This window comes from Facklamia sp. P12932 (assembly GCF_050409545.1).
Lineage (GTDB): Bacteria > Bacillota > Bacilli > Lactobacillales > Aerococcaceae > Facklamia.
The window spans coordinates 22,390-43,562 of record NZ_JBNUPG010000007.1 but is presented as its reverse complement, the minus strand read 5'-3'; the positions used below and the strand labels follow the sequence as shown (position 1 = coordinate 43,562).

At 35.9% G+C, this 21,173-nt stretch carries 19 protein-coding genes; 15 read left to right on the top strand and 4 right to left on the bottom strand.

Annotated elements, in window-relative coordinates; genetic code table 11:
• The 5 genes from gcvT (at position 1) to ACQV2P_RS04620 (ending at position 5,128) form a co-directional block, all read left to right on the top strand.
• Positions 1 to 1,137 carry a glycine cleavage system aminomethyltransferase GcvT gene (gene gcvT / locus ACQV2P_RS04640; RefSeq protein ID WP_428894682.1) on the top strand — a complete coding sequence of 379 codons (1,137 nt, stop codon included), beginning with the start codon at positions 1 to 3 and terminating at the stop codon, positions 1,135 to 1,137.
• Positions 1,138 to 1,220: 83 nt separating this feature from the next.
• Positions 1,221 to 1,580, top strand: a complete 360-nt coding sequence (gene gcvH / locus ACQV2P_RS04635) for a glycine cleavage system protein GcvH (protein ID WP_428873598.1) — start codon at positions 1,221 to 1,223, stop codon at positions 1,578 to 1,580.
• Between the two features lie 119 nt (positions 1,581 to 1,699).
• Positions 1,700 to 3,049, top strand: a complete 1,350-nt coding sequence (gcvPA, locus tag ACQV2P_RS04630) for an aminomethyl-transferring glycine dehydrogenase subunit GcvPA (protein WP_428874864.1) — start codon at positions 1,700 to 1,702, stop codon at positions 3,047 to 3,049.
• A complete protein-coding gene (gene gcvPB, locus ACQV2P_RS04625) occupies positions 3,049 to 4,542 on the top strand; it encodes an aminomethyl-transferring glycine dehydrogenase subunit GcvPB (RefSeq protein ID WP_428873600.1) in 1,494 nt (497 codons plus the stop codon). Before gcvPA ends, gcvPB begins: the two co-directional genes overlap by 1 nt.
• Before the next feature lie 127 nt (positions 4,543 to 4,669).
• The gene (locus ACQV2P_RS04620) at positions 4,670 to 5,128 is read left to right on the top strand and encodes a Fur family transcriptional regulator (protein ID WP_428874863.1); all 459 of its coding nucleotides are present in this window, start codon (positions 4,670 to 4,672) and stop codon (positions 5,126 to 5,128) included.
• A gap of 48 nt (positions 5,129 to 5,176) precedes the next feature.
• Here ACQV2P_RS04620 and trpS read toward each other — a convergent pair whose 3' ends face one another.
• A complete protein-coding gene (gene trpS / locus ACQV2P_RS04615) occupies positions 5,177 to 6,166 on the bottom strand; it encodes a tryptophan--tRNA ligase (protein ID WP_428874862.1) in 990 nt (329 codons plus the stop codon).
• Positions 6,167 to 6,499: 333 nt separating this feature from the next.
• Here trpS and spxA point away from each other — a divergent pair, with 333 nt between their 5' ends.
• The 4 genes from spxA (at position 6,500) to pepF (ending at position 10,927) form a co-directional block, all read left to right on the top strand.
• The gene (gene spxA, locus ACQV2P_RS04610; RefSeq protein ID WP_428873603.1) at positions 6,500 to 6,898 is read left to right on the top strand and encodes a transcriptional regulator SpxA; all 399 of its coding nucleotides are present in this window, start codon (positions 6,500 to 6,502) and stop codon (positions 6,896 to 6,898) included.
• A gap of 162 nt (positions 6,899 to 7,060) precedes the next feature.
• Positions 7,061 to 7,816, top strand: coding sequence for an adaptor protein MecA (locus ACQV2P_RS04605; RefSeq protein ID WP_428874861.1), 756 nt, complete (start codon positions 7,061 to 7,063; stop codon positions 7,814 to 7,816).
• Between the two features lie 58 nt (positions 7,817 to 7,874).
• Positions 7,875 to 8,990, top strand: a complete 1,116-nt coding sequence (locus tag ACQV2P_RS04600; RefSeq protein WP_428873605.1) for a competence protein CoiA — start codon at positions 7,875 to 7,877, stop codon at positions 8,988 to 8,990.
• A gap of 122 nt (positions 8,991 to 9,112) precedes the next feature.
• On the top strand, positions 9,113 to 10,927 hold the full coding sequence (gene pepF, locus ACQV2P_RS04595) for an oligoendopeptidase F (RefSeq protein WP_428874859.1): 1,815 nt from the start codon (positions 9,113 to 9,115) through the stop codon (positions 10,925 to 10,927).
• Positions 10,928 to 10,970: 43 nt separating this feature from the next.
• On the opposite strand, the gene trmB is transcribed toward pepF, so the two are convergent.
• The 3 genes from trmB to ACQV2P_RS04580 form a co-directional block, all read right to left on the bottom strand.
• Positions 10,971 to 11,648 carry a tRNA (guanosine(46)-N7)-methyltransferase TrmB gene (gene trmB, locus ACQV2P_RS04590; protein WP_428874857.1) on the bottom strand — a complete coding sequence of 226 codons (678 nt, stop codon included), beginning with the start codon at positions 11,646 to 11,648 and terminating at the stop codon, positions 10,971 to 10,973.
• Positions 11,649 to 11,660: 12 nt separating this feature from the next.
• A complete protein-coding gene (locus ACQV2P_RS04585) occupies positions 11,661 to 12,440 on the bottom strand; it encodes a phosphotransferase family protein (protein ID WP_428894681.1) in 780 nt (259 codons plus the stop codon).
• Between the two features lie 178 nt (positions 12,441 to 12,618).
• Positions 12,619 to 12,945 (bottom strand): hypothetical protein, encoded by a 327-nt coding sequence (locus tag ACQV2P_RS04580; RefSeq protein WP_428873609.1) that lies wholly within the window; start codon positions 12,943 to 12,945, stop codon positions 12,619 to 12,621.
• 197 nt (positions 12,946 to 13,142) lie between these two features.
• Between ACQV2P_RS04580 and pepA the strand changes: the two genes are divergently transcribed.
• The 6 genes from pepA (at position 13,143) to ACQV2P_RS04550 (ending at position 20,999) form a co-directional block, all read left to right on the top strand.
• Positions 13,143 to 14,216, top strand: coding sequence for a glutamyl aminopeptidase (pepA, locus tag ACQV2P_RS04575; RefSeq protein WP_428873610.1), 1,074 nt, complete (start codon positions 13,143 to 13,145; stop codon positions 14,214 to 14,216).
• Positions 14,217 to 14,229: 13 nt separating this feature from the next.
• Complete coding sequence (ytpR, locus tag ACQV2P_RS04570; RefSeq protein ID WP_428894680.1) at positions 14,230 to 14,859, top strand: YtpR family tRNA-binding protein; 630 nt, start codon at positions 14,230 to 14,232, stop codon at positions 14,857 to 14,859.
• 29 nt (positions 14,860 to 14,888) lie between these two features.
• On the top strand, positions 14,889 to 15,557 hold the full coding sequence (locus ACQV2P_RS04565; protein ID WP_428873612.1) for a hypothetical protein: 669 nt from the start codon (positions 14,889 to 14,891) through the stop codon (positions 15,555 to 15,557).
• Complete coding sequence (murC, locus tag ACQV2P_RS04560; protein ID WP_428873613.1) at positions 15,557 to 16,891, top strand: UDP-N-acetylmuramate--L-alanine ligase; 1,335 nt, start codon at positions 15,557 to 15,559, stop codon at positions 16,889 to 16,891. The genes ACQV2P_RS04565 and murC overlap by 1 nt, the downstream gene beginning before the upstream one ends.
• Before the next feature lie 63 nt (positions 16,892 to 16,954).
• The gene (gene polA / locus ACQV2P_RS04555; RefSeq protein ID WP_428894679.1) at positions 16,955 to 19,630 is read left to right on the top strand and encodes a DNA polymerase I; all 2,676 of its coding nucleotides are present in this window, start codon (positions 16,955 to 16,957) and stop codon (positions 19,628 to 19,630) included.
• A 214-nt stretch (positions 19,631 to 19,844) separates the two neighbouring features.
• Positions 19,845 to 20,999 carry a DUF819 domain-containing protein gene (locus ACQV2P_RS04550; protein ID WP_428874854.1) on the top strand — a complete coding sequence of 385 codons (1,155 nt, stop codon included), beginning with the start codon at positions 19,845 to 19,847 and terminating at the stop codon, positions 20,997 to 20,999.
• Positions 21,000 to 21,173 lie beyond the last annotated feature (174 nt).

Here is a 21,173-nt window from a genome sequence, read left to right as displayed (position 1 = left end):
ATGACAAACGTTCAATTAGATGAAAATGGATTGAAAAAAACACCTATGTATGACTATTACATCGAAAAAGGATGCAAGATTACAGATTTTGGTGGATGGGGATTACCAATTCAAATCACCAAAATTGCTGAGGAGCACGAGGCAGTTCGTAATGCAGTAGGTTTATTTGACGCTTCACATATGGGAGAGGTTCGTGTTAAATCGGCTAAGATGAATGCTTATGACTGGTGGAACGGATTAATCACTAATGATGTGCATAAAGCTACTTTCAACGGAAAAGCTCAATATACCGCTGTATGTAAAGAAGATGGCGGCATCTTAGATGATTTGATTTATTACCGCCGCAATGATGACGAGTTTGTTGCAACTCCAAACGGCTCTAACCGTGAAAAGATTGTTCAATGGATGCATGATCATAATCAAGAGGGTCAAGTTGAGATCACAGATGAAACTTATGACTGGGGATTAATCGCTGTTCAAGGACCAAATGCTGAAGAATTATTGGCTCGCATTACAGATACTAACTTGAAAGAGATTGAATATTATTCTTATAAGCAAGATCAAGTAGTAGCTGGTTTTGATCGTGTTCAAATCTCACGTACTGGTTATACCGGTGAAGAAGGTTTCGAACTATATATTCCAGCTGAACATATGCTTGAGATTTGGAAGAAATTAGTTGAAGAAGGTCAAGATTTAGGTGTTAAAGAATGTGCGCTAGGAGCACGTGATACTTTACGCCTTGAAGCTGGTTTACCACTGTATGGCAATGACTTCGATGAGAGCGTCAACCCAATCGCAGGTGGTATTGCATTTGCAGCACCAAAAGCTAAAGAAGCAGATTACATCGGAAAAGAAGCAATTGCTGCTTATCGCGCCGGCGATAAGAAAGAAGCGTCTCGAGGATTTAAGATTGACGGCAAACAAATCGCTCGTCATGGTATGGAAGTTAAAAATCAAGAGGGTGAAAAGATTGGGGTAGTAACATCAGGAACGAAATCACCTACATTAGGATACCCTCTAGGTTTCATGCGTGTTGCCACTGATTATAAAGTTGGTGATAAAGTAATTATCGATATCCGCGGTAAAGAAATTGAAGCAGAATTAACTAAGAAAGACTGGTTAGCTGCTAGTAAGTAAATTTAAACTAAAGTGGTTTCATTTTTGTTAAATGTTTGATAAAATGAGCACATAAACAATTTTAAGAAAAGGGGTCATTTATAATGTCACAAGTATTTTTTACAGAAGAACACGAGTTTATTGAAATTTTAGCACCTAACAAAGCACGTGTAGGTATCACTGCTTTTGCTGCAGAGCAATTAGGAGATATCGTTCACGTTGAATTACCAGAAGTCGACGATGAATTCGATGCTGAAGAAGAAATCGCAACAGTAGAATCTGTTAAATCTGTATCTGAAGTATACGCACCTTTTGCAGGTAAAGTAGTTGCGGTGAACGAAGAGTTAGAAGATGCACCAGAATCAGTTAACGAAGATGCTCAAGGTAAAGGATGGTTCTTCGAAATTGAAACTGAAGAAGACATCGATACATCAGAATTCTTAACTGAAGAGCCAGCTGAATAATCATAAATTTTAAAGGTTTGTTTATTAGAGTGACTCTATGTCACTCTAATATTTAAGTCAAAATTGCTATTAATTTAAAAAGTACGAATTAAAGAAAAAAATAGACTAAGGAGCAGATCATGGCAAAATTTAGATATTTACCTAACACAGACCAAGACCGCCAAGCAATGCTAGAAACAATTGGCGTTAAAGATATTATGGATATCTTCTCTGACTTGCCAGAAAATGTACGCCGTACAGGCAAAATGAACTTACCTGAACCACTTTCTGAATTGGAAATTGTTAAAGAACTGACTAGATTGTCGGCTCTAAACACTTCGTCCAGTCAAATGCCTTTTTTCTTAGGTGCTGGAACGTATGACCACCATGTACCTTCGATTGTTAATCATATTATTATGCGTCAAGAGTTCTTAACTGCTTATGTTCCCTACCAACCAGAAGTATCTCAAGGAGAATTGCAAGCATTATTTGAATGGCAAACAATGATTGCTGAACTGACAGGTATGGATTTGGCAAACTGTGGTATGTATGATGGATATAACGCAGTTTCCGAAGCAGCAAACCTTGCGTTTAACCATGTTAAGAAGTCTAAAAAAGTATTAGTTTCTAAAGGGTTAAACCCACAAGCAATTGAAACTGTAAAAACTTACGGTTTCGGTAAAGATTACGCTGTTGAAGAAATAGCACTTGAAAATGAAGTCACAAGTCTTGAAGATTTAAAAGCTAAATTAGATGCTGAAGTAGCGGCAGTTATTGTTCAATATCCAAACTTCTTTGGATCGGTTGAGGATTTAAAAGCAATTAAGTCAGCTTTAGAAGGAACAAAAACATTGTTAATTGTTTCTGCTAATCCATTAGCTCTTGGAAAACTAGAAAAACCAGGTGCTTTTGGAGCAGATATTACTGTTGGAGATGTTCAGCCTTTCGGTATACCAATGTCTTTAGGTGGCCCTCACTGTGGTTACTTTGCCGTTAATGACAAGTTAATGCGTAAGATTCCTTCGCGTATTGTCGGGGAAACAGTAGATGAAGAAGGTAGACGTGGATTCGTTATGACCCTTTCTACACGCGAGCAACATATCCGTCGTGAAAAGGCAACCTCTAACTACTCTTCAAACCAAGCTTTATTCGCTTTAGCATCATCTATTGCTATGTCAGCATACGGTAAGGTTGGTATTCAAGAATTAGCACAGGCTAATATCAATAATACACATTATCTTGCGAAAGAACTAAAAGCAGCAGGTTTTGAAGTTCTTAACACTAGACCGTTTTTCAACGAGTTTGTTATCAAACTAAATAAAGATGTACGTCAAGTCAATAAAGAATTATTTGAAAAAGGATTTGTTGGTGGCTTTGATGCTTCAAAAGCAATTGGTGTTGATAATGCCTATCTACTTTGTGTAACTGAAAAGCGTACCAAAGAAGAAATGGATAAATTTGTAACTGCTTTAGTGGAGGTGGCAAAATAATGATCTTACAAGATTATGATAAATTGATTTTTGAAATTTCGCAAGAAGGGCACACAGCTTATGATTTGCCAGTTTCTGAAGTAGAAGAGTATGACTTATTATCAGAATTAGGAGAATATGCACGTCAAGAACCTGCGCGTTTACCAGAAGCTTCTGAACTACAAATTGTACGTCACTATACAGCACTTTCAAACCGTAACTTTGGTGTTGAATCAGGTCCTTATCCATTAGGATCATGTACAATGAAGTATAATCCAAAGATTAACGAAGATGTAGCTGCTATGGATGGCTTTGCGAATATTCATCCTTTACAAGATCCAGACACTATTCAAGGTGCACTACAATTAATGTATGAATTACAAGAATATTTGAAGGAAATCACTCAATTTCCAGCATTAACTTTACAACCAGCTGCAGGTGCTCAAGGTGAGTTAGCAGCAATATTAGCTTTTAAAGCTTATTTTGAATCCATTGGAGAATTGGAGCAACGTCGAGTAATACTAATTCCTGACTCTGCTCACGGAACAAACCCAGCCACAGCTATGGTAGCTGGTTTCGAAACGGTTGAGCTTCCTTCCACTCCAGAAGGGATTATTGATGTCGAGGCAGTGCGTGCTGCTGTAGGGCCAAATATTGCCGGTATTATGATTACAAACCCATCAACAGCTGGTTTGTTTGAAAAAGATGCTAAGGAAATTGTAGATATTGTTCACGAAGCGGGTGGACTTGCTTATTATGATGGTGCAAACTTAAATGCTATTATGGGATTAACTTCTCCAGGTGCAATGGGCTTTGACGCTTGTCACTTGAACTTACATAAGACCTTTACTGGACCTCATGGTGGTGGAGGACCAGGATCAGGACCAATTGGCGTTGTGGATAAATTAGCACCATTTATTCCTGGACCCAATGTGGTAAAAAATGGCGACAAATATGAGCTTGAAACACCTGAGAAATCTTATGGTCGTATCAAAGGAAACTTTGGAAACTTTGGTGTAAACGTTCGTGCTTATACATACATTCGCTCAATGGGAGCTGAAGGATTACGTCGTGCTTCTGAAGATGCTGTTCTTAATGCTAACTATTTACGAGTACGTGTTAATGAATACTTTGATGCACCATTCCCTAACTTCAACAAAAACGACTTTGTATTGGACTTAAGTCGTCACAAGAAAGATTATGGAGTAACAGCTAAAGATGTTGGTAAGCGACTTTTAGACTTTGGTATTCATGCTCCAACAACTTACTTCCCATTGCATGTTAATGAATGTTTAATGGTTGAGCCGACTGAAACAGAATCTAAGCAAGACTTAGATTATGTAGCAGATATCTTAATTAAGATTAATCAAGAGGCTATTAATAATCCTGAAATTGTTCAAACAGCTCCACATAATACACCCGTAAGACGTTTGGATGAAGCAGGAGCTTCTCGTAAGCCAGTTCTAAAATATACTTTTGAGAAACATGAATCAGAATCTGCTGAAGTAGAATAAAAAAATCAAAATCAACTGATCTCGGTCAGTTGATTTTTTGATGGATATAATTTAAAATGTTAAATTGTAACAGCTTCAATTTATTATCATTCATTTCTATATAAACATATTAGAAGGTGGTTTGTCCATGCAAACAGAAAAGGCTATTGAATCCGATATTAATCAACTTTTAGAAAAAATGAAGAAGGGTAAAGTTCGTATAACTCCTCAAAGACGAGCCATCTTAAAAACAATCTTGACAAAAGTCAAGCATCCAAGTGTTGAAGAGATTTACCAGCAAGTTCAACAAGACTATCCACAAATGAGTTTAGCAACAGTTTATAATAATGTTCGTGCTTTTGTGAATGCAGGCATTTTACAAGAGTTGAACATTGATGAAAAAACAAAACACTATGATATTAATGTGCATCCCCACGGACATACAATTTGCGAAGCTTGTGGAAAAATTGAAGATGTTTTTTTAAATCAATTTAATGATATATACACCGAAATAAAAGAGTTAGGTAAATTTAAGGTAAGAGCGATGGAAGTATCCTTTTATGGGTTTTGTCAAGAGTGTTATGAGAAAGAAGCACAAAACAATTAAAGAAAACTGCCAACTTGTTGAATAAGTTGGCAGTTTTTTTGCTATGTACTATCTATATCGTATACCCATTACTTTCTCCATACGAGCCAATGTCTGAGAAGCTGTTTCATTAGCTTTAGTTGCACCTATAGAAAGAATATCATAAAGTTCATCGCCTGCGATTAGCTGATTATAACGCTTTTGAATAGGCTCTAAGACAGATACAACTAAATCAGCTAAGTCTGATTTAAAGCGACCATAACCTAAGTCATGATATTGATTAACGATCTTTTTAATTGGCTGTGCACTTAAGCTTGCGTAAATTTCAATTAAGTTGGATAATCCAGCTTGGTTAGCCGTGTCATAATTAACGACTCCAATTGAATCAGTAACAGCTGATTTAATTTTCTTAATGATTTGACGCGGTTCATCCAACATTGAGATTTTACTTTTTTCATTTTCATCTGATTTGGACATTTTTCGACTTGGGTCTTGCAGACTCATAACTCGCTTACCAGCATTTGGATAAATAGGTTCTGGTTTAACTAATATGTCTTCTCCGTAGCGGTTGTTAAAACGGTCTACAAAATTTCTTGTTAATTCAATATGCTGACGCTGGTCATCACCTACTGGAACATATTTAGCATCATAAAGAACTATATCACCAACCATTAATGCCGGGTAACAAAGTAAGCCAGCACCAACTGATTCTTGTTTAGCAGACTTGTCTTTATATTGTGTCATTCGTTCTAGCTCACCTACGCCAATCTGACAGGTAATGAGCCAAGCAATTTGAGAGTGAGCAGGTACTTCTGATTGTACGAATACTGTGGATTTGTTCGGATCGATACCAATCGCTAAATAAAGGGCAGCTAGTTGCTTAGTTTGTCTTACCAATATTTCAGGGTCCTGTGGGACTGTGATGGCATGTTGATTCACAATACAATAGGTTGCTTGATATTTATCTTGTAAATCAACAAATGATTTCATGGCTCCAATATAGTTTCCAAGAGTAGGTATGGAGGATGGTTGTACACCGGAAAAAATGGTCTCTTTCATGATCTTCCTCTTTCTAATGGCTTATATTTACATTAATAATTATAACCTATCTAAAATTAAATGCTAGCTTTTATGAAAAAAGATTGAGTGTTTTCACAAACTGGCAGTTTTTCATCAGTAATTCTAATAAATGTCACACACTAATCATTGATTATAGTTTGCTTTAAAGCATTTTTGTTGCTATAATTCTATATGTAGTACTAAATACTTTGTGAAACTCACTTATTGTATCGAATAGATTTGATTGTTAAATGATAAAATCTTAAGTTCAATAATTGAATATGTACGTGTCTTTAAGAGAGAAGAATGTTCACAAGAGAGGATGATCTTTTAATGGTAACATTATATGTAACTCCAAGTTGCACGTCATGTAGAAAAGCCCGTTCATGGCTAGAAGAAAATAATATTGCATTCGAAGAGCGCAATATTTTCACTGAACCTTTAACGATAAACGAAATAAAAGGTATTTTGCGTATGACAGAGGAAGGGACAGAGGATATCGTTTCAACTCGGTCAAAAGCCTATTCAGAATTAGATGTAGAAATCAGCGAATTACCTTTAAATGATTTTTTTGAGTTAGTTCAAAATCAACCAGGTTTGTTGCGTCGACCAATTATTTTAGATGATAAACGCATTCAGATTGGTTACAACGAGGATGAAATCAGACGTTTCTTGCCTCGAGAAGTAAGAGCTCGCGCATTGCGTCACGCTCGTGCTTTGGTAAATGAATAAACAAAAATTTGAGCCTTCGGGCTCTTTTTTTGAATAAATAGAATTGCATTGGATAAGCTTGCATAGACAATGTATTTTTGCTAAAATTACGGAACATGACATAATGCTTGGTATGTCTGTTTGTAAGTAGTATAATGGATAAGAAGGTGGAGGTGAATTGCTATGGAAATGGAGCATATAAATGATAACCTAATTAAAGTTCTAATTGGATCTGAGGATCTAGAAGAACGGGGTATCGACTTTTTAGACCTAATAGGGGACCAATCACGGATTGAAAAATTCTTTTACTCAATTTTAGAAGAAGTGGATATTGACCATCATTTTCACGATTCAGAAGCTGTGACATTCCAAGTGATTCCTAACAGCGAAGGCTTAGAATTGTATATTAGCCGTGCCAATGTTGAGGAACTTGATGAGGTTTGGGAAGATGAACTAACGAAGCGTCTTAAAGAACGCAAAGAAATGTCCCTGAAGGAATCCTCTAGTGAAAATATGATCGATTCAACTGCTGAATCGAATCAACAAGTAAGCTCCTCTACTAATAAGAAAACTAAGAAGACGGCGATTGAGACGATGATGAATTTATTTAATCCTAAGTCTGAGTCAAAAGATGAAGACTTATCACAAGAGCAACCTATTGAAGGAGTCATTCGTTTTAGTTCATTGGATAATTTTTTAAGACTAGCTCGTGAAATACCAAGCGAATTGCTAGTTTCAGATCTATATTATATGAATTCGCATTATTTCTTGATTCTCTATGATTTAGAACGAACAGTAAGTAAAGATAAACTTGCAACTAAGTTATTGACTCTCTTCGAGTTTGGAGAAATATCAATGGTCACTGCATCTGTTCTAGCAGAACACGGTGAGTTATTAAGAAAAGAAGATGCACTCTTCTTCTTTGGAAATCAATTTTAAATCAATTAAACACCTAACCCCCTTTAGATCTGTATTTCAGATTAAAGGGGGGTTATTAATGTACGCGGCAATAAATCAATTTGGTGAGTTAATCTATGCAAAAGAAGCAAAAAAGGATCAGATTTATGTTTGTCCGTACTGCTTAACTAAAGTAGTTTTAATTAATAAAGAAAAAGGGCGTTCTTACTTCCGACATTTAAAAGCTTGTTCATTAGATAGTAAAAATGAGGGTACTTATTTAAAATTTGGTTTAAAAGAGACTCACAGAGGAGAAAGTAAAGAACATAAGCAGGCCAAAAATTTATTACGAGATAATTTCCGAAACTTTGGCTATGAATGTGCGCAAGAGGTTATTTTTGAAAAAATAAATCAGATTGCTGATCTTATGGTCGAAGATAGCTCTTGCGCTTGGATAGTTGAGTATCAAAAATCAGTCATTTCATCAATTGATATGGATAAAAGACAAAAAAATTATCAAGCACTCGGTTTTCAAGTTCAATGGTTAATTGATGATTATTATTTTAAACAACGGGGCTTAAGTACATGGGTTCGACGTTGTATCGCATATTCAAAGAAACTTGGTTATCACGTTTGGACTTTAGATTTAAATCAGTACGAATTAAAATGTTATCACCATATACCTTTAGTTTATAGTTTAAATAATTTAGATATTAAGCTTACAAGCTATTCTTATAAAGAAAATTGGCTATTGGCACTTAATGGAAGCTTAAAAGCAAAGAGCGATGTAAAAAATATTTATTTGAAAAGAAGCGAGTCTAGGAGTATTTCTCTAATTGACTATTCTTTTATTATTCAATCAATAAAATCCAATCTTTCTTATCGTGTTTTCTTAAACCAGCTCTACAACTATCAAATTAACTTGGAAGAAATACCCAGATGGGTTTTTAATAATTGGCAGGTGCAAGCGATGAAAGAGCCTGGCTGGCTGATTTGGATTTGGGCCTTTGAATCAATGTTATGGCTGAATAGAAATTTGAAAATCAACCCTGAAGGAGAGGGGTTAAACTTTTCTTCCTTTTCCTCGAGGATGAATGAACATTTAGATAACAACCACTTTAGTATGTTTCACTTTCCTTTAATGGGCCAATCTAAAACTATATTAGAAGAAACTTTATATATTCTTTATTATGTTCTAAAAAGATTAATGGAGTAAAAACGATTTGTTAGAGAGTCAGAAAAAATTTTTTTAAATCATCTAATTAATTAATGATACCGTTCCCATTTAGGATCTAATTATGATAAACTAAGATTATCATAAGAAAAGGGAGTAATGTTATGTCTACACATAAAGCACGTAAGCGTTCTGAGATAGAAGAAAAATATACCTGGGATTTGTCATCCATGTATAAAGACCAAGAAGCTTTTGAATCGGATTTTACAAAGGCTCAACAAATGATTGGTGATTTGAAGGACTTAGAGGGCACGCTAGGTCGAAGTGCAGATCAGCTTGTTAAAGCGATTGAAACGATGAAAGAAACTGAGAGAATCGTTGAAAACTTATATGTTTATAGTCACTTAATCAGTGATCAAGATCAAACCGTTTCTGCTTCACAAAGCTTACAAGCGCGTACATTGCAATTAATTACTGAATTTGATGGAGCTACAGCTTTCTTTGATCCTGAGCTTTTAGCGATTGATGAGGAGAAACTACAGGAATTTATTAAGACCAATGAGTCATTAAAAAAATACCGTCAGTTTCTAGATAATGCAGTACGTTTTCGCCCACACACTTTAAGCCATGCAGAAGAGCTTTTGTTGGCTAAAGCGGGTGAAATTTTTGCCACACCAAGCAAAACATTTGGCTTATTGACTGATGCCGATTTGAGGTTTCCTACTATCAAGGATGAAGAAGGCCATGAAGTAGAGTTAACGCACTCGGTTTATGGAAAGATGCTTGAATCTTCTGACCGTCGCGTTAGAAAAGAAACTTTCCAAAAATATTATAGTATTTTCGACCAATTTAAAAATACATATGCTAGCTTAATTTCTAGTCAAATGAAAGCTCATAATTATCAAGCAAAAGTACGTCACTTTGACTCTGCTCGACAAGCTGCTCTTTTCCAAAACAATGTGCCAGAGTCAGTGTATGATACATTGTTAGAGGCTGTTCATTCACGTTTAAATCTTTTACATCGTTATGTAGCACTTCGTAAAGACTTACTAGGTGTTGAAGATTTAGAAATGTACGATATGTATACACCTTTATTAGGTGAAGCTCCAATTAAAGTGACTTATGAAGAGGCGCAGTCGATTATTTTGGAAGCTGTAAAACCAATGGGTGAAGACTATGTGGCAATAATGAAGGAAGCTTTTGCTGACCGTTGGATTGACCTTTATGAAAATATCGGTAAACGATCAGGAGCTTATTCTTCAGGAACCTATGATTCTAAGCCATATATTTTAATGAACTGGCAAGACTCAATTAATCACCTTTATACCTTAATTCATGAGCTAGGGCATTCTGCACACTCATACTTAAGTCGCAATAACCAAGAGCATATCTATTCTGGTTATTCTATTTTCTTAGCAGAAATTGCGTCGACTACTAATGAAAACTTATTAACTTATTACTTATTAGACAAATATAAAGATCCCGAAATTCGTCTATTCATCTTAAATCATTTCTTAGACGGAGCTAAAGGTACCGTCTTCCGACAAACACAGTTTGCTGAATTTGAACACTTTATGCATACTGCAGATGCTGAAGGCACACCTTTAACACAGGAGTTTCTTTCAGAAAATTATCGTGAGTTAAATGCTAAATACTACGGGGAGGCAGTTAATTCAGATTCTGAGATTGTGCTAGAGTGGTCACGTATTCCTCACTTCTACTATAATTATTATGTTTTTCAATATGCCACAGGATTCTCGGCAGCAACTTACTTTGCAGCTAAAATCTATCAAGGAGATAAAGAAGCTTTAGAGAATTACAAAGGTTTCTTAAAGTCAGGGTCTTCTAAATATGCTGTAGATACTATGAAAGACGCTGGCTTAGATATGACTCAAGCAAATTATATTTTAGCGACGCTTGATGTTTTTGAAGAAAGGCTCGATGAGTTTGAGTCAATCTTGAAAGAACACCGTTCATAATCAGAAAAGTTTTAAATAAATACCCCCCTCAATAGACGAATACCTATTGAGGGGGTTGTGTGTTTAGCAAGCTATTATTTTTTTGTGGGAAATAGGCCTCTAAGCGATAGATTGGGTGACCTTTGGCTGAGAATTTTTCCTCGTATTCAGTTTGTATGTTTCCTTGAAAATCGCTATGATGAAGATCTAACCATACTTGACGAAAAACGAAACCATATTGACTCATAGAAGCTAAAGAATACTGAAAGAGACTCATATTATCTGTCTTGAAATGAATATCCCCATCAAGTTTTAAAATTGTTTGGTATTGGCTTAAAAATTTAGGGGAAGTTAAACGTCGTTTAGTATGACGAGCCTTGGGCCAAGGATCAGAAAAGTTAAGATATACACGGTTGACTTCTCCATCACTAAAGAAATGGTTCAAATCGCCACCGTGGGCATTAATAATTTGTAAATTTTCTAGTTGGGTATTTAGTTGTAAATCCAGAATAGAAACAGCTACTGAAGTTTGTAATTCGATGGCAATATAGTTGATGTTAGGATGGGCTTTAGCCATTTCAACTATAAATTGTCCTTTACCTGATCCAACTTCAATATGAATGGGTTGATTTTTAGCAAAACGCTTTTGCCATTCCCCCTTAAAGTCTTGGGGGTTTTGAGTAACATATTTTGGATAGGCCTTTAATTTATCAGCGGCCCATGGTTTATGACGTAATCTCATAGTCTCTCCTTTTTAATTTTCATAGATGTTTTTTAGCAAAACAATAGTTTCATTGACTTGATAATGACGATCTTCTGCATAATATTCTTTAATCAGATTAAGGCAAGCTAGGAGACTGTACCATTTTACCCGTTTTTGAAAGGAGTCAGTAATAGGAAATTCATAGAGATTAAACCATTGCATCCATTCTGTAGGTGAAAAATAATGACAAAGTAGATAGCAGATATCAAATAGTGGATCAGCAATTTTAACATTATCCCAATCGACTAAGTATAAATGTTGGTCATTTGTTAACAAAAAGTTATTATGATTAAGATCTCCGTGACAGATGCAGTAGTCTATCTCTAAAAAATCTCGATCAATCATGTGCTCCATCTGCTGGATAATATGATTAAAATAGCTGTGAAACTTTAATGAATGGGGTAGACCTTGATAATAATCCTTTATTAAATCTAGAGGAGACGACTCCTGAGCTTTTGCGCGTTTGAGTAGATTCAAAAGAGAATCGTTTTGGTGGATAGAGCGGATCAAATCAATGACTTCTTGGTTAGCCATATCCTGTTTATTTAATAATTGACCCTCCTCCCATTCTTGAGCAGTTAATATGTCTCCCGTATAAGTTCTTTGAGTCCATTTTAGTTTAGGGGTAATACCTTCAGCAGCTAAAGCAGCGATAAAGGGCGAGGTGTTACGTTTAAAAAAGACTTTTTCGTCTTTACTGACGCCCATATAAGCTTGACCAGTGTTTCCGCTCAATGGGGTTATTTGCCATTCTTCACTATCATGGTACATAACCTCGCTCCTTTCATTAAAGTGATACTCTTTATTCTAACATGCTAATCTTTTAGGTCAACAGCTTTTATTTTTGATTATAAATAATAATATATAGATTATTTTAAAAGTATAAATGGATTAGTAAAATTTGAACATAAGAAAAAGCACCTTAAAGTGCTTAGAAAATGTATGTAAGTTAAGCTTCGAAGGTATTTAAAATTTCTCCAGTATAGATATCTGCAACAAAGTGGTAGTGAACGATCTGGTCATTTTCCTTACGTGAGATGCCTCCTGTGTATACCAATGGACGGGAATTGTAGGTAGTATATTCAATAGGGTCATAATCGATCCAAGAACCTGTGATTTCTCCTTCAAGCGCGAAGGCTTCACGAATACTTTCTAATACCTTACCAGCGTTTAAGGGGCGATTTTCCTTATATAATAGCGTACCTGCAGCACCAATAACAATTCCAGATATCAACACAATTGTTCCTAGTAAGCTGTAATTTTTGTTTTGAGACATATCTTTCCTCCTATTTGTGATAAGTAATCTAACTTCTTATCGCTTTTGAAACTTATCTTGATCATACCATAAATTTTATTTAAAGAATACTTTTCAAACTTGTACGCCAATTGCTTTTAAAGTATTTTTGTGACAGAATAAAAGGAGAATAATAAGTCAAATAAAGATGAGGAGGGTGTGGCTTAGCCACAAATTTTATGAACGATCAAACTTTTGCCTTAATAAAAAAGTTAACTGAATTACAAGGAATCTCAGGTCACGAAAAACGTGTTAGAGACTTCATGCATCAAGAAATGTCTCCGCTTGTTGATGAAATACATCAGTCTAGTTTAGGAAATATCTTTGGTATCAAACATAGTAAGAAAGAGGGAGCACCTCGTTTAATGGTGGCAGCGCATATGGATGAAGTGGGCTTTATGGTTCGTGAAATTACCGATCGAGGCCTTTTCAGAGTAGTCCCAATTGGTGGATGGAACCCTTATGTGATTTCAGCCCAACGCTTTACGTTGCAAACTAAAAAAGGCGATTATCCGGTTGTATCTGGAGCAGTTCCTCCTCATCTCTTAAGAGAAAAAGGCGCTAAATCACAGCTTAAGGCTGATTCTATTCTTTTTGATGCAGGATTTACTTCTAAGGAAGAAGCAGAAGAATTTGGAGTGAGATTAGGCGATCCAATTGTACCCCAAGTGGAAACTATTAAGACAGCAAACGGTAAATCAATTCTGTCTAAAGCATGGGATAACCGTTATGGATGTACAGTTGTATTAGAAACGCTTCGTGAAATTCAAAATGAAGAACTCAATAATGAATTAATTATTGGAGCAAGTGTTCAAGAAGAAGTTGGTTTAAGAGGTATTAGAGGGGGCGTTCATGAATTCCAACCGGATCTTTTTGTAGCGGTGGACTGTTCACCAGCAAATGATATTGAAAAAGCGACTCAAAGTGAAGGGCAATTAGGTGGAGGGTTCTTACTGAGAATCCAAGATCCTGGTATGATTACTCACAAAGGCTTGCGCGAGTATATTGAAGATACTGCAAACACCCATAATATTCCCTACCAATGTTTCTTCTCTAAAGGTGGTACTGATGCTGGAGCTGCTCATACTATGAATAAGGGTGTTCCTAGTGCAGTGATTGGAGTTCCAGCACGTTATATTCACGGCCATCAAACTTTATTTACTATCTCAGATTATGAAGCAGCCAAAGAAATGCTCTTGCATTTAGTACGTAATTTTGATCGCACGACTTATGAAACGATTATTAAATCATAAAAGGAGCAATTAAATGAAAAGTTTAGCATTTTATAGTAAAGAAGGAATTGGCGATGTACTTCTTTTAACTAATGGAATAACGGATGAAGATCATCTTAGCTACGAACGCAAAGGGGATGTTACCATAATTAGAGATCAGACAAATGATCAAGTGATGGGTATTAATATTCATCGTTTATCTAAGCATTTTAAAGTGGAGGGTCAAGGTCTTGTTAAATTAAATAAAGAACAAGAAATGCTGGTTAAAAACCTCATTAAAGAGGCAGGCTTTGATTTAGAGGTCGAAATCGATCGAGAAGAAAAATTTGTGGTTGGATTCGTTGAAGAATGTCAAGCTCACGAAGATTCTGACCATTTAAATATTACTCAAACACGAGTGAGCGAAGATGAAGTCTTACAAATTGTTTGTGGAGCAGCTAATATTGCGCAGGGTCAAAAAGTTTTAGTGGCCAAATCAGGTGCAGTGATGCCTTCGGGCGCAATTATATGGCCTGGTGAATTACGAGGTGTTCCTTCTAGAGGTATGATTTGTTCTACCCGAGAGCTTGGTTTAGAAGATATTCAAAATGATCCAGGCATCTGGGTATTGCCGAATCATTTTGAAGTAGGAACAAGTTTAGCAGAAGTAATTCAAAGCTATTAATTTAGAGAAAAATCACAAAGGAGATCGCTATGACTTCTGAATATAAAGGTCCAGCTTTCAAAAAAGGTCATCACTTAGCTGGAAACAAGAAAAGAAAATTTCATCTTGGTATGGGGAGTCATCGTAGTTCTGAACACGCTTTAGAAGAGCCCGCTTTTAAAAAGGTTCAAAAGAAGATAGAATCTAATAGAATGTCAGATAGACCTTCTGATCGGTGGTTTGAATCCGGTTCAGGAATATTAGAAAGCTTTTCAGACAAACCACTATCATCCTCTTATCAAACAGCTTATGGACGGGAAGCAAAGCATTACCGACTTGAAAAAGCTAGTCAAGCCATGCAAAGCAAGAAAACTTTAGATGAACAGTTTGAAAATGAGCCAAATGAGACAAAGTTTTCTTATGCTTATGATATTCCTTTCTTGCATAATAAAGATTATCGTAGGAATAATATGGAAAACAAATTGCAAAAGGATTATAATAACTCATTGTCTACAAGCGAAAGAGAAAAAACTAAACAAGGCAATCAAGTAATAGAAGAACGTTTAGCCAATATTGATCATTCCTTGAAAGCAGTTCAACGGATGCAAGAAGGGCATCAAGAGTGTTGGACTATGAAAAAAGTTGACCGTCAGATACTCAAACGTTTAGTGAAAGACAAGCAATCCTTTCTCTTGTTTACTAAGGAGGATAATGAATAATGTTAGATAAAAATACTGTTTATCACTTTGTGGGAATAAAAGGCTCTGGTATGTCTGCCCTTGCTTTGGTTTTACATGGTGAAGGATACCATGTACAAGGCAGTGATGTAGCTACTTATTTCTTTACACAACAAGAATTAGAAAATCAATCCATCAAAATTCTAGAATTTTCAGCCGATAATATCCAAGCGAGGCAAACGATTATAGCAGGCAATGCATTTAATGATGAACACCCTGAGTTAGTGAAAGCGAGAGAATTAGGTCTACCTATTTATCGCTACCATACCTTTATTGGTGACTTATTAAAACAATACACTTCAATTGCTGTCACAGGTTCACACGGTAAGACTTCTACGACTGGTTTGCTGGCCCATACTTTAAAAAAACTAGCTCCTCTTTCTTATCTCATTGGTGATGGTACGGGTTTTGGCGATGAAGAATCTACCTACTTTGCCTTAGAGGCTTGTGAATATCGCCGTCATTTCATGGCCTATCAACCTGATTATGCGATTATCACCAATATTGATTTCGACCATCCAGACTATTATCAATCCATTGAAGATGTCTTTTCAGCCTTTAATGACTTTAGCCACCAAGCAAAAAAAGGAATTATCGCTTGGGGGGATGACCCATTTTTATCTAAATTGCAATCAAATGTTCCTGTCTATCGCTATGGCCTCAATGATAACCAAGAGTTTTATACTGATAATATTCAACGTACGCCAAAAGGCTCTGATTTTGACGTATATATTAAAGGAGAAAAATTTGGACACTTTCACCTTCCTGCTTATGGCGAGCATAATATTTTAAATGCCTTAGCGGTTATTACCTTACTCTATTTAGAAGGATTTAAGGCTAAAGACATTGCTGAACAAATGGCAAGCTTTCAGGGGGTGAAGCGTCGTTTTTCAGTAAGACAAGTTGAAGATTTAATTATTATTGATGACTATGCCCACCATCCAAGTGAGATAAAAGCAACAATTGATGCGGCTCAACAAAAATATCCTAATCGACGGGTAGTAGCAATCTTTCAACCCCATACTTTCAGTCGTACCGTAGCTTTGCTTAATGAATTTGCTGAAGCTTTATCAATTGCAGATCATGTTCATTTAGTTGATATTTTTACTTCAGCTAGAGAACAATCAGGTGATGTCAAAATTGAAGATTTAGCTAGAATGATTAATGAAAAAGTTGAAATTATTTCGAAAGATCATCTTTCACCGCTTATGGATTACAAAGATGAAGTCCTTTTATTCATGGGAGCGGGAGATATCGACCATTTAGCTCGTCAATTTGAAACAGCCTATGCGAGTCTTCATGTAAAAAATTTATAATGTAATTTGATTCTTAAAGCCAGCGAATTCGTTGGCTTTTTGCATAAATAAAGGAGTGACATAATGTCAAAACGTACCATACTTTTAATTGATGGATCGAGTTTAGCCTTTCGTTCTTTCTTTTCAATCCTTGATATTGAACGTTTTAAAAATCGATCAGGTCTTCATACTAATGCTCTTTTCACTTTTAAGAGAATGTTAGATAATGTCTTGAGTCAATTTAAGCCAACCCATGTTTTAGTGGCATTTGATAAGAGTGGTGGCACTTTTCGGACAGAAAAATATCAAGACTATAAAAGTGGACGCCAAAAGACACCTACTGAATTCAAAGAGCAGATGCCATATTTTCGTGTGCTGTTAGAAGCCTATGGTATTAAACATTATTCTTTAAGTAATTATGAAGCGGATGATATTATAGGAACTCTTGCTTATCAAGCAGGCCAAGCAGATCAAGTTATTGTCCTATCTGGAGATAAAGATTTAACTCAATTAGCCAGTGATAAAACAACTGTGTATATTACGCGTAAAGGTGTTTCTGACCTAGAAGCATACACCCCTCAATCAATCCAAGAAAAATGGGGGATTGAGCCTTTACAAATTATTGACATGAAAGGTCTTATGGGGGATTCATCTGATAATTACCCAGGTATTACTAGAGTGGGTGAGAAGACAGCACTTAAATTACTTCATCAGTTTGGTTCAGTAGAAGCCATGTATGATCGCTTAGATGAGTTAAAAGCTTCTAAAATGAAAGAAAACATTATTAATGATGAAGCTAATGCAAGGATGAGTAAAGATTTAGCTCGTATTCTTCATGATGCACCGATAGAATTGACAATTGAGGAGACTCTTTTGCACCAACCAGATTACCAAGCTTTAGCTGAGTTCTATCGTCAAATGGACTTTCAAACCTTCTTGAAAGACTTGCAAGTTGAGCAAGGGGAGTCGAGTACGATTAATCAAGCAGCAGAAGATTTACCTGAAATTTCCATCCAAGTAATCGATTCAGCAGACCGGATTGAACCCACTATCTTACCTGATCAAGCAGTGTATTACAGTGAAATCTTACAGGACAATTATCACTTTGCCCCTATTAAAGCGGTCGCTTGGTTAGATTTTAAACAAAATCAATTGTACATCCTTCCTGAAGACTTAGCTTTTAGCAGTCAAGTTTTTAAAGAGTGGTTAACTAACGAAGACAAGCAAAAAATCTTTTTTGATTATAAACGTGAAGCGGTCATAGCTTCCCGTTACGATACACAAATTAATGGCATAATGATGGATGTTTTGATTGCCACTTATTTAATTGATACAAAAAACAACCAAGAACTTGCGGATGTGGCTAATCTTTTAAATCTGCCAGTGACAGTGCAATACGATGAAACGATCTATGGTAAGGGAGCAAAAAGAGCTTTACCTGAAAATAAGGATCAGTTTTACCAACATTTAGCCAATAAATTACAAACTCTAAAAGCAGTTCAACAACCATTAGAAAATCGTTTAGAAGAACTAGAGATGACAGACCTCTATCATGAAATAGAGTTACCTTTGGCTCAAACCTTAGCCAAGATTGAAATCGGTGGCATAAAGGTTGATCGTTCAACTCTAGATGAAAAAAATGAGCAAGTTCTAATTCGTATGCAAAAAATGGAAGAAGAAATTCATAACATGGCTGGCTCAACTTTCAATGTGAATTCTCCTAAACAATTGGGTATTGTTCTTTTTGAAGATTTAGGCTTGCCTATTATCAAGAAAACAAAAACCGGGTATTCTACAGCAGCTGATGTTTTGGAAAAGTTGAAAGACAAGCATCCCATTGTCCCAGCTATTTTAGCCTATCGACAGATTGCAAAATTACAGTCGACCTATTTAGCAGGGCTTCCACCCTATATTAAAGAAGATGGTAAGATTCACACACGCTTTGTCCAAACTTTAACTCAAACAGGACGTCTTTCATCCACTGATCCTAACTTACAAAACATACCAATCCGAATCGAAGAAGGACGGCTAGTGCGTCAAGCTTTTGTACCAAGCAAGAAGGGCTGGAAGTTATTTGGGGCGGATTATTCACAAATTGAATTACGCGTTTTAGCTCATATTTCGCAAGATCAACACATGCAAGAAGCGTTTAGAAATAATGAAGATATCCACTCTGCTACGGCTAGAAGAGTCTTTAACCTAGAAGATGATCAGGCAGTAGATGCAGACCACCGTCGCCAAGCCAAGGCAGTTAACTTTGGAATAGTATATGGAATTTCTGATTATGGTTTATCACAAAATTTAAACATTACCCGTAAAAAAGCCAAGGCTTTTATTGATCGTTACTTTGAAATGTTTCCGGGCATCAAAACATTTATGGAAACGATTGTGGAAGAAGCTAAAGAAAGAGGCTATGTAAAAACACTCTTCAATCGCCGGCGTTATTTACCGGATATTCACGCTACCAATTTTAATGTTCGTTCCTTTGCAGAACGAACTGCTATGAACTCGCCAATTCAAGGAAGTGCGGCTGATATTATTAAAGTTGCCATGGTTAATTTAGATCAGCGCTTGAAAGAGGAAGACCTTCAATCACGCATGATTTTACAGATACATGACGAATTGATCCTTGAAGGACCAGAAGAAGAAATGTCGATCTTAGAAAAAATAGTTCCACAAGTGATGGAGGAGGCTGCTGATTTGAGTGTTCCACTAAAAGTAGACTATCATTATGGAGATTCTTGGTTGGAGCTTAAATAAATAGAAATAAACTCACAACAAAATGTCTTAGAACTTGAAAATTCTTAAGAATTTAACTTGTGAGTTTTTGATTTATCATATGTAAAAGTTTACTAATTTTTGTTATATTGAGAAACTTAAATTTTTCATTGACGCACTTTTAAAATTAATATAAAATAAAACTAGCCACTTTGAAAGCGTTGTCAAACAGTGGTAAAATAAAAGGAGGTTTTTTATGATTACGAATGGATTTCACTTTATCGCCTTCATGTTACTTTTCATAGGTGTAATGGTTTGGCTTGAAAGCAAGTATAAGGATTCGAAGTTCTTTACTTATGTACCAGCACTGATAATAGTTTATTTTGGAACGATGTTATTTTCAACCTTTGGTTTTTGGCAAGGGGAGGAAGTCTTGGGTGCAAGGGGAGCGATTAAGGATGCTATTCTTCCAGCTATGATCTTTCTAATGCTTCTAAGAGCTGATTTAAGAGATATTGCCAAGTTAGGCTGGAAAATGATCCTATCATTTTTCTCAGCAACAATCACGATTACAATAGGCTTTGTAATCGCTTTCACCCTATTCAAAGGAATCCTATCGCCGGATGCTCCGCTCACGCTTGGTGCCTTAGCAGGTAGTTGGGTAGGTGGCGTCCAAAATATGTCTGCTGTTATGGAATCATTAAATCTTAATAGTGAAAGTATGGGATACACTCTTTTGATTGATTCGATTGATTATTCAATGTGGATAATGTTCTTGTTAGCTATGGTACCTTTTGCTAAAAAGTTTAATAAATGGACCAAGGCTGACACCTCTGTCATAGATAAAGTGAATGAAAATTTAACTATTAAATTTGATAAAATTAGCACAGCCATTGAGCATCATCATATTCTACTGTTATTAGGTTTAGCTTTTAGTTTTACTGCCCTAGCACAAACGATAGCTGGCTACTTACCTGGTAACTTTGAAACAGGCTGGACAATCATTATCGTTACTTTTATTGGTTTAGCGTGCGCTATGACACCTTTAGGTAAGATTCCGGGTGCCCCACAGCTATCTAATGTTTTGTTATATTTATTAATTGGTTTAATTGCAGCTACTTCAAATTTTGCCGAATTAACCCAAGCCCCAGCTTATATTTTAACTGGTTTTGTTATTTTGTTAGTTCACGGCATATTAATGTTAATTATAGCTAAGCTTTTTAAGTTGGATTTATTCACATGTGGGGTGGCTTCATTAGCTAATATAGGTGGAGTAGCATCTGCACCAGTTTTAGCAGCGGCTTATTCTCAATCTTTAGTGCCTATTGCTGTATTAATGGCCTTAATAGGTGTAAGTACGGGAACATTTATTGGAATACTAATTTCAAATCTTTTAGCATTTTTAGCTTAAAATCTTTAAAAACTGTATCTTTTAAGATGTGACAACAATAGACGATTGTTTGAATGATATTTTATCTGTCTACTTGACAGGGGGCATATCAGAAATTCAATCGTCTTTTTTGTGTCCTTATTAAGACAAAATCTTTAAAATAGCTTGAAGCTTCTAAGCTAGGATGAAAGTCCC